Origin of the sequence: Enterobacter cloacae complex sp. P38RS (assembly GCF_014930775.1) — a bacterium.
Lineage (GTDB): Bacteria > Pseudomonadota > Gammaproteobacteria > Enterobacterales > Enterobacteriaceae > Enterobacter > Enterobacter bugandensis.
This window is the reverse complement of sequence record NZ_JADBRS010000018.1, coordinates 118714-132313: the sequence shown is the minus strand read 5'-3', so window position 1 is coordinate 132313 and position 13600 is coordinate 118714. Positions and strand designations below refer to the sequence as shown.

Below are 13600 nucleotides of genomic sequence, written 5' to 3'. Positions count from 1 at the left end.
TTCAGTCGGTTAGAATACCTGCCTGTCACGCAGGGGGTCGCGGGTTCGAGTCCCGTCCGTTCCGCCACTTATTAAAAGCCCTGAGTTAACGCTCAGGGCTTTTTTCATATCTGACGATTAATTATTGCGAAATTAGCAAAAATCCTCTGCGTTTTACGATCTTTTTCTCTATAACACCGCCAGCGATAATCGTCCTCAGTTAACGAACATAACGATTGAGGAATATTATGACTCTCCCTGCATTTGGTCTGGGCACTTTCCGCCTGAAAGACGACGTAGTTATCGCATCAGTTAAAACCGCTCTTGAACTTGGCTATCGCGCAATTGATACGGCACAGATCTATGAAAACGAAGCTGCCGTTGGACAGGCTCTTGAAGAGAGCGGTGTACCGCGTAATAAACTGTTCATCACCACCAAAATCTGGATCGAAAACCTCAGCAAAGACAAGCTCATTCCAAGCCTGAAAGAGAGCCTGAAGAAACTGCGTACCGACTATGTCGATCTGACGCTGATCCACTGGCCGTCACCGAACGATGCCGTTTCTGTGGAAGAGTTCATGCAGGCGCTGTTGGAAGCGAAAAAGCAGGGCCTGACCCGTGAAATTGGTATTTCCAACTTCACCATCCCGCTGATGGAAAAGGCGATTGCCGCTGTTGGCGCTGAGAATATTGCGACCAACCAGATCGAGCTGTCTCCATACCTGCAAAACCGCAAAGTCGTGGACTGGGCAAAACAGCACGGGATCCATATTACCTCTTACATGACGCTGGCCTACGGTAAGGCTCTGAAAGACGAGGTAATTATCCGTATCGCAGAGAAACATAACGCGACTGCTGCGCAGGTTATTCTGGCATGGGCAATGGGTGAAGGCTATGCCGTGATCCCATCATCAACCAAGCGCGAAAACCTGGCCAGCAACCTGCTAGCGCTGGATCTTCATCTGGATGACGATGATAAAAAAGCGATCGCAGCACTGGAGTGCAACGACCGCCTGGTGAGCCCGGAAGGTTTAGCCCCTGACTGGGATTAATAAGACCCTCCCTCTGTAACCCGAACCCTCACACAGCTCCTCCGGGAGCTGTTTTTATATGCTCGCTCAGGAAGTCGATAAAGGCGCGTATGCGCGTGCTTACCGCTCTGTCGCTGTAATAAACCGCGCTGAAAGGCATCTCTACCGGCAAACGTTTATCGGCCATTAGCTCTACCAGTTCACCCCGCGCTATCTCTTTATCAATCATATAGTCTGACAAGCAGGCGATCCCATTCCCTTCCAGGCAAAGCTGCTTCAGCGTTTCTCCGCTGTTAGACGATAACCCGCAGGTAATTTCATGAAGCTGGCCATCATGACAGGCAACAGGCCAGGTGTTCAGCGACACCGGCTCCGTAAAGCCCAGGCACAGATGCTGCTTCAGTTCTTCAACCGTCTCCGGTTTACCATGTTCAGCAATATACTGTGGCGACGCGATAATTTTACGGTAGCTGGCAAACAGCGGGCGGGCCCGCAGGCTGGAATCCGTCAGGGTTCCCGCCCGAATAGCCACATCCACTTTCCGCTCGATGAGGTTAATAAACGTCTCGGACGAGACCAGAGAGAGCGTCATCTCCGGATAGCGTTCACGGAAAGGTTTGATTAACGGCATCAGAAAATGAAGCACAACCGGCGTGGCAGCATCAATGCGCAGCAACCCGCGCGGCGTGCTGCGGGTTTCCATAATCTCCGTCTCCGCTGCGGCCATCTCCTGCAGCACCGACTGCACGCGGCGGAAATAACGTTCCCCTTCTTCCGTCAGACTGAGCTGCCGCGTCGTTCGGTTGAGCAGACTCACCCCAAGCTTCATCTCCAGCTTTTTCACCGAACGGCTAATGGCCGAGTTAGCCTGTCCCAGCTGCTCGGCTGCGCGGCTAAAGCTGCCGCTTTCGACGACGGCGACAAAGATTGTCAGCTCTTCAGACGTAGCTTTCATTGTTGCACCACCTGCAAAATTCTATTGATATTTTGACCATTTTTGTTATTTAAGCACTGGCGCATACTGCCTGTCATCTTAATCCTGATGATACGGAGTATTTTATGCCACTGGCGCTACTTGCCCTGACGATCAGTGCCTTTGCAATTGGCACGACCGAATTTGTTATCGTGGGACTGGTTCCCACCATCGCTAACCAGCTTGCCATCTCGCTGCCCTCAGCCGGGTTACTGGTGTCTATCTACGCCCTGGGCGTTGCCGTCGGCGCGCCGGTGCTGACGGCCCTGACCGGACGTTTTCCGCGTAAGCAGCTGTTAGTCGCGCTGATGGTGCTGTTTACCGCCGGGAACGTTCTGGCCTGGCAGGCACCGGACTACACCACGCTGGTGATTGCCCGCCTGCTGACCGGTCTGGCACACGGCGTGTTCTTCTCGATTGGTTCCACCATTGCAACCAGCCTGGTCCCCAAAGAGAAAGCGGCTTCAGCGATCGCGATCATGTTCGGTGGATTGACCGTCGCACTGGTCACAGGCGTACCGTTGGGAACGTTTATCGGACAGCATTTCGGCTGGCGTGAAACGTTTCTGGCCGTCTCCTTACTGGGCGTTATCGCTCTGGTGACTAGCCTGCTGCTGGTACCGTCGAATATCCCGGGCCGGGCGAGCGCCAGCCTGCGCGATCAGCTGAAAGTGCTTACTCATCCGCGTTTGCTTATCATCTATGCGGTTACGGCTCTGGGCTATGGCGGCGTATTCACTGCCTTCACCTTCCTGGCACCGATGATGCAGGACCTGGCGGGCTTCTCCCCGAATGCCGTGAGCTGGATTTTGCTGGGATACGGTATTTCTGTGGCCATTGGCAATATCTGGGGCGGTAAGCTTGCGGATAAGCATGGTGCGGTACCGGCGCTGAAATTTATCTTCGCCGCCCTGGTGGTTCTGCTGATAATTTTCCAGTTCACGGCTTCAATGCAATACGCCGCGCTGGTCACGGTACTTGTGATGGGGATCTTCGCCTTCGGTAATGTGCCAGGGCTTCAGGTTTACGTTGTCCAGAAAGCCGAGCTCTATACGCCGAATGCGGTGGATGTGGCATCCGGTCTGAATATTGCCGCTTTTAATATTGGTATCGCGCTGGGCTCCATTATTGGCGGACAAACCGTCGAACACTTCGGATTAACCCAGACCCCATGGATTGGCGCGGTGATTGTCCTGGTCGCCTTCCTGCTGATTGGCCTGAGTGGACGCCTCGATAAGCCAGCCCGCGTAGCGCTGGGATAACATCAGTAAGTGCTTGCTTACAAAACTGGAAAGCGGTTTCTCAGAAATTGCGTTGAAAGTGTGACCTAAAGTCCCTATAACATTAGAACCAGTCCGTTTTCAGGGCTGGTTCATGTTACAGGGGCTGTTTCCAAAAGTGCGAAAAAATACCTATGCCATGCGTTATGTTGCCGGAATGCCCGCGGAGAGGATCTTACCTCCGGGGTCGTTTGCGAGCATAAGCCAGGCATTACCCGCCGGCACACCGTTAAGCAGCGATGATAAAATCCGGGTTCTGGTCTGGAATATCTTCAAGCAGCAGCGCGCGGAGTGGTTATCGGTACTCAAAAATTTTGGAAAAGATGCTCACCTGGTTCTGCTCCAGGAGGCGCAAACTACCCCTGAACTGGTACGGTTTGCCACCACGAATTACCTTGCCGCCGACCAGGTGCCGGCATTTGTCCTGCCGCAGCATCCCTCTGGCGTAATGACGCTTTCTGCTGCCCATCCGGTCTACTGTTGCCCGCTCCGCGAGCGCGAACCTATCCTGCGTCTGGCGAAATCAGCGCTGGTGACGGTCTATCCTCTGCCGGATACCCGTATGCTGATGGTCGTCAATATCCACGCGGTAAACTTTAGCCTCGGCGTGGACGTGTATAGTAAGCAGTTACTTCCTATTGGCGATCAGATTGCGCATCACAGCGGGCCCATCATCATGGCAGGCGATTTTAATGCCTGGAGCCGTCCACGCATGAATGCGCTGTATCGCTTTGCGCGCGAAATGTCGCTGCGTGAAGTTCGCTTCAGTGATGACCAGCGTAAAAAAGCTTTTGGTCGTCCTCTCGACTTTGTCTTCTATCGCGGTTTGAGCGTGCACGACGCCTCTGTACTGGTGACGCGCGCTTCGGATCACAACCCTCTACTCGTTGAATTCAGTCCCGGCAAACCTGATAAATAATGGTGTGTCAGGTCTGCCGTGGGGCAGGCCGCGCGGGTGCTGCCCTTTTATTTTTAACCAACAAAGGACAGTACGATGACAACAACACACTCCCATCATGACAACGTAGAAAAACAGTTTGGTTCTCAGGCAAGTGCTTATCTGAGCAGCGCCGTGCATGCTTCAGGTCGCGATCTGGTGCGTCTCGGTGAACGTCTGGCGGCATTCCCGCAGGCGCACGTGCTGGACCTGGGATGTGGGGCAGGGCACGCCAGCTTTACGGCTGCGCAGCAGGTAGCCCACGTTATCGCATATGATTTATCGAGCCAGATGCTGGACGTCGTTGCTGAGGCGGCGAAAGCGAAAGGGCTGAACAATATTGATACGCGGCAGGGCTATGCGGAGTCTTTACCGTTTGATGACGCGTCGTTTGATGTCGCGATCAGCCGGTATTCCGCACACCACTGGCATGACGTCGGCCAGGCATTGCGCGAAGTCAGACGTGTTCTGAAGCCGGGGGGCACCTTCATCATTATGGACGTGATGTCTCCCGGACATCCGGTGCGTAATATCTGGCTGCAAACGGTCGAAGCGCTGCGCGACACCTCGCACGTGCAAAACTACGCCAGCGGAGAGTGGTTATCGTTTATCACTGAAGCCGGGCTGATAGCGCGTTCGTTAATAACAGACCGTTTACCGCTGGAGTTCAGCTCCTGGATAGCCCGTATGCGTACCCCGGAGGCGTTAAGCCAGGCAATTAGGCTTTACCAGGAGAGTGCGTCCGCAGAGGTGAAGGCGTACTTTGAACTGCAGGCGGATGGCTCATTTACCAGCGATACCATCATGGCGGAAGCGCAAAAAGCGGGATAAACAAAAAAGGCACCGAGGGGAATCGGTGCCTTTTTATCTTTCGATCGTGTTATCAGGAGTCTGGCGTGGCGCTGTTCTTTACAAACAGCGTCAGCTGGTCGCCCGGTTTCAGATTGTCAGTATCATTATTCCAGCGCATCACATCTTTGATGTTCACGCCGTGTCGTTTTGCGATACTGGACAGTGAATCGCCTTTGCGCACGCGATAGGTGATGCTATCGCTGTTGCTGGCGAGACGCTGTGCGCTGTTACCTGCACCCACCGTCAGTGTCTGACCCACCTTCAGCCCAGAGCTGCGCAGATTATTCCACTGCTGCAGATCTTTCGCCGTCACGCCAAGACGTGAGGCAATGCCTGAAAGGGTATCCCCTGAACGCACCTTATAGCTGCGGCTGCTAACGGATGAAGCATCGGCGATCAGCGTTGACTGAACGGCGGCAATTTCACCCGATGCTAAAGACTCACGTAACTGCGCCGCATGTTTCTGCGGAACCATCACATACTGCGGGCCGCTTGCCCCCAGCGTCGAGCCTTTAACGCCTGCATTAAAGGTTTTCAATTTACTTACCGACATACCCGTCATATCAGCAACTTGTTGAATATCAACCGGATTGCTGAGGCGAACGCGCGCCAGTGCACGACTTTCGTCTGGTGTTGGCAGTTGTACACCGTAACGCTTGCTGTTCTTGAGAATATCGCTCAAGGCCAGCATCTTCGGTACGTAAATCTTCGTTTCCTGTGGCAGTGAGAGCGACCAAAAATCGGTGGATTTACCCCGTGCTTTATTCGCTTTCATTGCCTTCAGTACACGACCTTCGCCACTATTATACGCTGCGACCGTTAACAGCCAGTCGCCGTCAAACATCTTGTTCAGACGTTGCATCATGTCGAGAGCGGCTGTCGTTGAAGCGACAACATCGCGACGCGCATCATAGTTGCGGGTCTGTTTCAGACCATAGTTTCGCCCGGTGCTCGGAATGATCTGCCAAATGCCTGCGGCATTGGCGCCAGACGTCGCGTGTGGGTCAAAAGCGCTCTCCACTATGGGTAGGAGTACCAGCTCCATAGGCATGTTACGTTTTTTAACTTGCCCGGCTATCCAGTACATATACGGCTCTGCCCGTAACGTTACATCGTGGAGATAGCTCTTATTTCTTAAATACTTCTGTTTCTGTTCGCGAATCCGGCTGTTTTCCGGAATTCCCATCTTTAGCTCGTCGCCAATAGAGGTCCACAAGTCTTGCTCCTGCGCGAAAGATGTCCCATCGTCCATCCAGCGCGCCGAACTTGTAAACTTCCCTGCTTCCCCTTGACCAGCTGCAGAAAGGCTCTGTGCGTGCTGTTGTACGTTGCTGCCGTTCTGCGACTGGCAACCTACAAGCAGGACAGAGGCGAGTAATATCGCTTTTGCCTTCATGTGTGTGTCAATAGTTGCTTAAAAGACGAGCGATGATAACGGCGAAATTTTGAAAAGGCAACCCGCATTTATCTGAAGTTATCTTTCTTTGACCTTAACCATGCAAATCGCTGTTCAGGTTGTTGCAAATTTGTTTCTTGGTTAATTTTATTAATTAAATCAATATCATCTGTTCGTAAAAATAAATTAATCTGGCGCTCATTTTTCAGAATTACGGGCAGTGTATTTTGGTTTTTTGCACGTAACTCCTTCACTTTGTGATAATAATCCTGAATCGCCCGATCCTCAGGTAAGAGGCTTGCAGCAAACTTCATATTTCCTAATGTATACTCATGGGCGCAACAAATAAGGGTGTCATCCGGTAACGCACTTATCTTTTGTAAAGACTGATACATCTGTTCCGGCGTGCCTTCAAACAGTCTTCCGCAGCCGCCAGAGAACAAAGTGTCGCCACAAAAAAGATAAGGTTTGCTGTAGAAACACAGATGTCCCAAAGTGTGACCCGGTGTAGCAAATACGGAAAACTCCCACTCGTGGATGAGGATATTTTCGCCTTCTTCGACTACTTGCGTCGTTCCCTTATTTTGTGTCTCAGCCGGTCCGTACACCACAAGATGCGGAAATTGGGCGCGCAGTTCCTGCACGCCGCCAGTATGATCGTTATGATGATGCGTCAACAGAATGGCGTCAGGCTGCCAGCCGTTATCATTTATGGCGCGCAGTACAGGGGCGGATTCGCCGGGATCGACAATGACGCATCGACGATCGTCATCGACCAAAACCCAGATGTAATTGTCCTCAAAAGCGGGAATACTGATAAGATTCATACATTACCTCTTATAGCGTGGCGGGTGTTTTGATGAAACCGGCAAGGATACCTCAGACTGTCGCAGCACCGGAACGTTGGGCGGAATTGCCCTGGGGTGAATACTATCGCGAAGCACTGGAGCAGCAGCTGAAGCCCTGGCTCGCGAAAATGTATGGCTTTCACCTGCTTAAGATTGGCAATCTCAGCGCGGAAATCAATACCGAAAGCTGCGCTATCTCACATCAGGTTAACGTCTCTCTCGGCGGATCGCCGGTTCAGGTGAAAGCAGACCCGTTGCATCTGCCATTTGCAGAGAAATCCGTTGATGCATGCCTTCTTGCACACGCGTTGCCCTGGTGCAGCGATCCTCACCGTATGCTGCGTGAAGCCGATCGCGTTCTGATTGATGACGGCTGGCTGATCCTCAGCGGATTCAATCCGCTGAGCCTGATGGGGCTGCGCAAGCTGGTACCCGTGCTGCGCCGAACGCCACCCTATAACAGCCGAATGTTCACCATGATGCGCCAGCTCGACTGGCTTTCACTGCTGAACTTTGAAGTGCTCTGCTACGGCGGTTTTCAGGTACTGCCGTGGGCGCGGAAGGGGGGAGTGTTGTTAAGCACGCATTTGCCCGCCTTAGGCTGCATGCAGTTTATCGTCGCGCGTAAGCGAACCATCCCCCTTACGCTTAACCCGATGAAGCAGAGCAAATCGAAAACGCCTATCCGGCAGACCGTTGGCGCAACGCGGCAGTACAGAAAGCCCTGATCAGGATTCAGGCTGGTAGCCTGTATCCTCATGGGCCGGGTTTAAAGCCGCCGCGCGCGCCAGTTCGTCGCAGCGTTCGTTCTCAGGGTGACCAGCATGCCCTTTTACCCATTCCCATTTTATTTGGTGCTGACCTAATGCCGCATCCAGCCGCTTCCAGAGATCGACATTTTTAACCGGCTTTTTATCCGCAGTTTTCCAGCCGCGTTTTTTCCAGTTGTGGATCCACTGGGTGATACCCTGGCGCACGTACTGGCTGTCGGTACTGAGCACCACGTCGCAGTGTTCTTTTAAGGCTTCCAGCGCCACAATGGCCGCCATCAACTCCATACGGTTGTTGGTGGTCAGGAAATAGCCTTCGCTAAAAGTTTTTTCATGCTGGCGATAGCGCATAATCGCGCCGTAGCCGCCGGGCCCTGGGTTGCCGAGACAAGATCCATCGGTGAAAATTTCTACCTGTTTACGCATCTCTGGTAGACTTCCTGTATTTGAAACGTTCAGTTAAACGATAAGTCTGACATAAATGACCGCTATGAGCACTGCAATTACTCGCCAGATTGTCCTCGATACCGAAACCACCGGTATGAACCAGATCGGCGCGCACTACGAAGGGCATAAGATCATTGAGATCGGTGCCGTTGAAGTGGTGAACCGTCGTCTCACGGGGAACAACTTCCATGTGTATCTCAAACCCGATCGGCTGGTGGATCCAGAGGCGTTCGGCGTTCACGGTATTGCCGATGAGTTCTTGCTGGATAAACCGACCTTTGGAGAGGTGGCAGACGAGTTTCTGGAGTACATCAAAGGCGCCGAACTCATCATCCATAACGCCTCGTTCGATATCGGCTTTATGGACTATGAGTTTAGTAAGCTCCATCGCGATATTCCGAAAACAAACACCTTTTGCAAAGTGACCGATAGCCTGGCGCTGGCGAGGAAGATGTTTCCCGGCAAGCGTAACAGCCTCGATGCGCTCTGTTCACGTTACGAAATAGACAACACCAAGCGAACGCTGCACGGGGCATTGCTCGATGCCCAGATCCTGGCCGACGTCTATCTGGCAATGACCGGCGGACAGACGTCGATGAAGTTCAGCATGGAAAATGAGTCACAGCAGACGCAGGGCGAAGCGGGCATTCAGCGCGTTGTCCGTCAGGCAAGCCGTTTGCGGGTGGTGTTAGCCAGTGATGAAGAGCTACTTAACCATGAATCCCGTCTCGACCTGGTGCAGAAGAAGGGCGGAAGCTGTATGTGGCGCGCCTGAAAAAACGCCACAATGCCTGTAAAATCATCGGTTGGGTGAATTTTGCAGCAAACGATTCAAAACGTGAGAAAAAGCGTTGACGAGATCGGAGGCACACCGTAATATGCGCCTCGTTCCCCAAGCGGGAACAGTGGAGCGGTAGTTCAGTCGGTTAGAATACCTGCCTGTCACGCAGGGGGTCGCGGGTTCGAGTCCCGTCCGTTCCGCCACTATTCAGGCCCACGTTATTTATAACGTGGGCCTTTTTCATATCTGTACTTTTTCGTCTGCGCGTTCGATCTTCGCGACTTTCCTTTGCGAGGCGCGAGAGCAGAGGGCAATGCCAAACAGAATCAGTACCGTGCTGACCAGATGATACGAATGCAACGTAACGTGCAGGAACATCACGCTGAACAGACCGCCGCTCAGCGGAATAAGGTGGGAATAAATCTCCCCGCGGGTTGCACCGATAGCCGCAATGCCTTTATTCCACAGCAGGTAAGAGAGCCAGGAAGGAAAGACCACCAGGTACATCAGCCCGCTTAAAAAGCCCGGTGCGGTATAGGCCGTCCAGTCAGGTAAGCCGGTCTTTATCAACGATATCGCCAGTACCGGTAACAACACCATGGCACCGAGGACCGCGCTCACGGCCACAAAGGCATTCCCACCGACGCTTTTCGGCTTCATCCGCAAGAAAGCACAATAAACGGCCCAGCTGGCGGCAGAGCCCATGGTCCAGATATCGCCGCGATTCAGATTTTTAAGCCTATCCAGATGCAGCAGATCGCCCTGCATGACCAGCCAGACGACGCCCAATGAACTGAGAACAACGCCAGCAATATTCTGTACTGATATTTTCTCTTTAAAGACCAGCTTATTTATCAATAAAACCAGGGCAGGCGTTGTAGATAAATAAATAGCTGCATTAAGAGATGAAGTATATTGCAGACCGATATACAGCGTGAGTGGGAACATAACCTGTCCGCACAGCGCAAGAAATATGATCGTACCTTTCGCCTTTTTCATCATCGGCCACTGGGCGCGAATCTGTCTGATATAAAGCAACGATAAAAGAAGAGCCGTAATTATCCAGCGTGCGGCGGATAATATAATCGGGTCTGCATGCGCCACCAGCAAATGACCGACGACATAATTACCCCCCCAAAAACAGGCCGCGAGACTGAGTAGAAAATAGGGCATAGAGGCTCCTGATAATAAACATTTTGTCTGCCTTTAGAGTACTGCCGGTGCAGAATTAAATGCTAATATAATATTTTCATCTCACGGTATTGGCTGAAACTATGAAGTTTACTCTCAGGCAACTTGAGTTCTACATTGCGTTAGCGGAAACATTACAAATTTCCAAAGCGGCCAGCCGTTGTCATATATCGCAATCTTCCATGACGGTCTCTATGCGCAACCTGGAGGAGGCGGTGAATGCCCCTCTCTTTATCCGGCATGCAAAAGGGATCCAGTTAACTCCCGTGGGCGAGCGATTTCTCAATCATGCCCGCAAGATCCTCCACGATAGCCGCGCGGCGGTGGAGGATCTCCATCAGCAGCCTGAGGCGATTAACGGCGTCGTGCGCATCGGCATTGCCGAAACCCTTTCCGCTTATCTGCTGCCCAATCTCTGGGGTGATATCGCGCAGCGTTTTCCGCTGCTGGAGACAGCATTTCATGAGGCGCCCGCATCGCAGCTGCTTCAGGCCTTGCGTCAGGGAGATCTCGATTTTTGTCTTTTGCTGACCTCCAATATCAGCCACGATAGTACGCTTGAGGTCGAAACGTGGATCCGTTCGCCGCGCCGGTTATGGACCGCCATCGGCCATCCTCTTCTCAGCGTGCCGGAGCTTCGGTTAAAGGATGTGGAAAAGGCGCCATTCCTGTTGTTGGTGACGGACGACTATCCCGATGTGATATCCGACTACTGGCAAAGCAGGGGCTGTCATCCTGACATTCATTTTCGCACCAACTCCTTTGAGGCGATTCGAAGTCTGGTCGCGCAGGGAAAGGGGGTGACGATTTTATCCGATCTGGTCTATCGCCCGTGGGCGCTCGGCGGTCAGCGCGTGATCCGGCGCACCATTGACGACTGCATTACCTATATGGATGTGGGCATCGTCAAAAACGTCGGGCAGCCGCTTTCTCCGGCCTGTTTGCGGTTGATGGATTTTCTACGACAGCAAACGGCACGCCTGGGCGAAGCGCGCTGAACTGCGTCCCTGAGATTTCCGTTATCCGCCAGATATTTCCTGATTTCCCTGAGGGCCTTCTTGCCCGCAGGTCGTGTATTCCGCTGCTGGGGATGAAGACAATAAGCGCCTTGCTTATTTTCTTTACCGAAACGGAATTGTGCTATGTCTGGTATCACCGCGAGCGGTTTTCGTTCCCTGCTCGCCTCCCGTCCACTCTTGTTGGTTCTCTGCTGTGCCACCGCTTTGCCGGCATACGCTGAAGAGTCGATGACCGTTGAGGGGTATTATCGCGATCCCGCGTCATTTATCGCTCCGGCTCATACTCCAGCACAACAATTGCCTGCCAGCGACGGTGCGGGCGCGCTAAAAAACATCCCGGGTTTTTCCGTACTGCGCAGCGGCGGGAGTAACGGCGATCCGGTGTTGCGCGGGATGTTCGGTTCCCGGCTGACGTTGCTTGCAGACGGCGTCAGCACACAGGGGGGCTGCGGCTCGCGCATGGATACCCCAACGGCCTATATCACTCCGCAAAGTTACGACACGATAACCGTCATCAAAGGCCCACAAAGCGTGCTCTGGGGGCCAATGGGGTCCGCCGGAACATTGCTTTTTGAACGCCAGCCGGACTATTTCAGCGTACCTGAGCTAAAAGGCAGCGCTGAGCTGCTGCGGGGCGCTAACGGACGCGCGGATCAAAACCTTAATCTCGCGTTTGGCGACCCGCGTGGCTACGTCCGCCTGGACGGTAATCATTCGGAGGCGGATGACTACCGGGATGGTCATGGCAACCGCGTGCCGGGCCTGTGGCGCAGATGGAACAGCGGCGTCACGGTTGGGCTCACGCCTGATGAGGACTCGCTGGCGGAGCTAAGCGTGGGAGCCAGCGACGGTAAAGCCCGCTATGCGGGTCGGATGATGGATGGTAGCCGTTTTGCCCGTAAAAGCGCGGCGCTAAAACTGGAGAAATACCACCTGAGCGAGCACGTCAGCAAACTTAGCTGGCAGCTCTATGCCAATGATACTGACCACATCATGGATAACTACAGCCTGCGTCAGCCCGTTGGACCGAAGCGTAAGTCTGAAGTTGGCGGCGTGGTGATGGGCAGCCGCCTTGCCGGCGTGTGGGAAGATGAAACCACCACGCTTACCGCCGGCGCGGACGTAATGCGTAAAAGTCACCGTAAAAAAAGCGCTGGATCGTGGCGTGACGATGCCCGTTTTACTCAGGCGGGTTTGTTTAGCGAATGGCGCCAGTCCGTCGCGGCGGACGATACGGTCATCGTGGGTGCGAGGCTGGATAGCATTCGCGCGGACGATCGGCGCAGCGCGCAAAATAGCTCCCGGCACGACCTCCTGCCCGGCGCATTCACGCGCTATGAGTATCGCGTACCTGACGCACCCGTCATGCTTTATAGCGGCATCGGTTATACCGAACGTTTTCCTGATTACTGGGAGCTATTTTCCGGCAGGGCTGGAGAACAAAGCTTTCGTCAGCTGAAAACAGAAAAGACCCTGCAATGGGATAGCGGCGTGCAGTTACACGGCGACAAGGTTAGCGCCTGGGCATCGGCCTATGTCGGGCGAACTACCGATTACATTTTGTTTGATTATAGCCGCACGCCGTCGCAGGCCAGCAACATCAATGCCGCCGTAATGGGCGCGGAGACGGGCGCAAGCTGGAGCCTGACGCCCAACTTGGCACTGACGGGAAGCCTGAGCTACGCCTGGGGCGAGAATCGTAGCGATAAACAGCCGCTGCCGCAGATGCCGCCGCTCGAAGGGCGGCTGGCGCTGGACTATACCGGGCAACAGTGGCGCACCGGATTACTCTGGCGTGTGGTTGCGCCGCAGCATCGCGTGGCGCAAAACAAAGGTAACGTCACCGGCCAGGATCTCGGCCCGAGCGCGGGGTTTGGTGTGCTTTCGTGGAGCGCGGGCTACACATTTAACGACCATTTTGAGTCCCGCGTGGGTATTGAGAATCTGTTCAATAAATACTACAGCGAGCACCTCAACCTGGCGGGCGCCAGCCAGTTCGGATACGCCGCAAATCAGCAAATCCCTGAACCGGGGCGCGTCTGGTGGCTGGCTATGACATACCATTTCTGATCCTGAGCGTCATTGCTGAGAGCGAC

General features: G+C 53.7%; 13 protein-coding genes and 1 tRNA gene. 9 read left to right on the top strand and 5 right to left on the bottom strand.

Annotated features, from left to right (window positions below):
• The first annotated feature begins 227 nt into the window (after window positions 1–227).
• Window positions 228–1031, top strand: coding sequence for a 2,5-didehydrogluconate reductase DkgB (dkgB, locus tag IM303_RS19170; RefSeq protein WP_193360173.1), 804 nt, complete (start codon window positions 228–230; stop codon window positions 1029–1031).
• Between the two features lie 28 nt (window positions 1032–1059).
• Here dkgB and yafC read toward each other — a convergent pair whose 3' ends face one another.
• The gene (yafC, locus tag IM303_RS19165; protein ID WP_028015603.1) at window positions 1060–1965 is read right to left on the bottom strand and encodes a DNA-binding transcriptional regulator YafC; all 906 of its coding nucleotides are present in this window, start codon (window positions 1963–1965) and stop codon (window positions 1060–1062) included.
• Between the two features lie 104 nt (window positions 1966–2069).
• Here yafC and IM303_RS19160 point away from each other — a divergent pair, with 104 nt between their 5' ends.
• The 3 genes from IM303_RS19160 to IM303_RS19150 all read left to right on the top strand — a co-directional run bounded on the left by IM303_RS19160 (window position 2070) and on the right by IM303_RS19150 (window position 5031).
• The gene (locus IM303_RS19160) at window positions 2070–3245 is read left to right on the top strand and encodes an MFS transporter (RefSeq protein ID WP_126327425.1); all 1176 of its coding nucleotides are present in this window, start codon (window positions 2070–2072) and stop codon (window positions 3243–3245) included.
• Window positions 3246–3381: 136 nt separating this feature from the next.
• Window positions 3382–4182: an endonuclease/exonuclease/phosphatase family protein gene (locus tag IM303_RS19155; protein WP_028015605.1), complete on the top strand. Its 801-nt coding sequence runs from the start codon at window positions 3382–3384 to the stop codon at window positions 4180–4182.
• Between the two features lie 75 nt (window positions 4183–4257).
• Window positions 4258–5031 carry a class I SAM-dependent methyltransferase gene (locus tag IM303_RS19150; RefSeq protein WP_192986375.1) on the top strand — a complete coding sequence of 258 codons (774 nt, stop codon included), beginning with the start codon at window positions 4258–4260 and terminating at the stop codon, window positions 5029–5031.
• Window positions 5032–5083: 52 nt separating this feature from the next.
• Here the strand turns inward: IM303_RS19150 and mltD are convergent, their stop codons facing one another.
• Entirely contained in the window at window positions 5084–6448 is a 1365-nt protein-coding gene (mltD, locus tag IM303_RS19145) for a murein transglycosylase D (protein ID WP_041911175.1), read from the bottom strand.
• A 68-nt stretch (window positions 6449–6516) separates the two neighbouring features.
• The gene (gene gloB / locus IM303_RS19140; protein ID WP_059357725.1) at window positions 6517–7275 is read right to left on the bottom strand and encodes a hydroxyacylglutathione hydrolase; all 759 of its coding nucleotides are present in this window, start codon (window positions 7273–7275) and stop codon (window positions 6517–6519) included.
• A 32-nt stretch (window positions 7276–7307) separates the two neighbouring features.
• Between gloB and IM303_RS19135 the strand changes: the two genes are divergently transcribed.
• A complete protein-coding gene (locus IM303_RS19135) occupies window positions 7308–8024 on the top strand; it encodes a class I SAM-dependent methyltransferase (protein ID WP_028015609.1) in 717 nt (238 codons plus the stop codon).
• On the opposite strand, the gene rnhA is transcribed toward IM303_RS19135, so the two are convergent.
• Window positions 8025–8492 carry a ribonuclease HI gene (gene rnhA, locus IM303_RS19130; RefSeq protein WP_193052927.1) on the bottom strand — a complete coding sequence of 156 codons (468 nt, stop codon included), beginning with the start codon at window positions 8490–8492 and terminating at the stop codon, window positions 8025–8027. It abuts the gene before it with no gap.
• A gap of 64 nt (window positions 8493–8556) precedes the next feature.
• Here rnhA and dnaQ point away from each other — a divergent pair, with 64 nt between their 5' ends.
• Window positions 8557–9288, top strand: a complete 732-nt coding sequence (gene dnaQ / locus IM303_RS19125) for a DNA polymerase III subunit epsilon (protein ID WP_028015611.1) — start codon at window positions 8557–8559, stop codon at window positions 9286–9288.
• Between the two features lie 132 nt (window positions 9289–9420).
• A tRNA-Asp gene (locus IM303_RS19120) sits at window positions 9421–9497 on the top strand.
• 37 nt (window positions 9498–9534) lie between these two features.
• Here IM303_RS19120 and IM303_RS19115 read toward each other — a convergent pair.
• Complete coding sequence (locus IM303_RS19115) at window positions 9535–10467, bottom strand: DMT family transporter (RefSeq protein WP_193360172.1); 933 nt, start codon at window positions 10465–10467, stop codon at window positions 9535–9537.
• Window positions 10468–10568: 101 nt separating this feature from the next.
• On the opposite strand from IM303_RS19115, the gene IM303_RS19110 reads away from it, so the two are divergent.
• Together IM303_RS19110 and IM303_RS19105 are read left to right on the top strand one after the other, a co-directional pair.
• Window positions 10569–11483, top strand: coding sequence for a LysR family transcriptional regulator (locus tag IM303_RS19110; RefSeq protein WP_041911171.1), 915 nt, complete (start codon window positions 10569–10571; stop codon window positions 11481–11483).
• Window positions 11484–11627: 144 nt separating this feature from the next.
• Window positions 11628–13574, top strand: coding sequence for a TonB-dependent copper receptor (locus IM303_RS19105; RefSeq protein ID WP_193360171.1), 1947 nt, complete (start codon window positions 11628–11630; stop codon window positions 13572–13574).
• Window positions 13575–13600 lie beyond the last annotated feature (26 nt).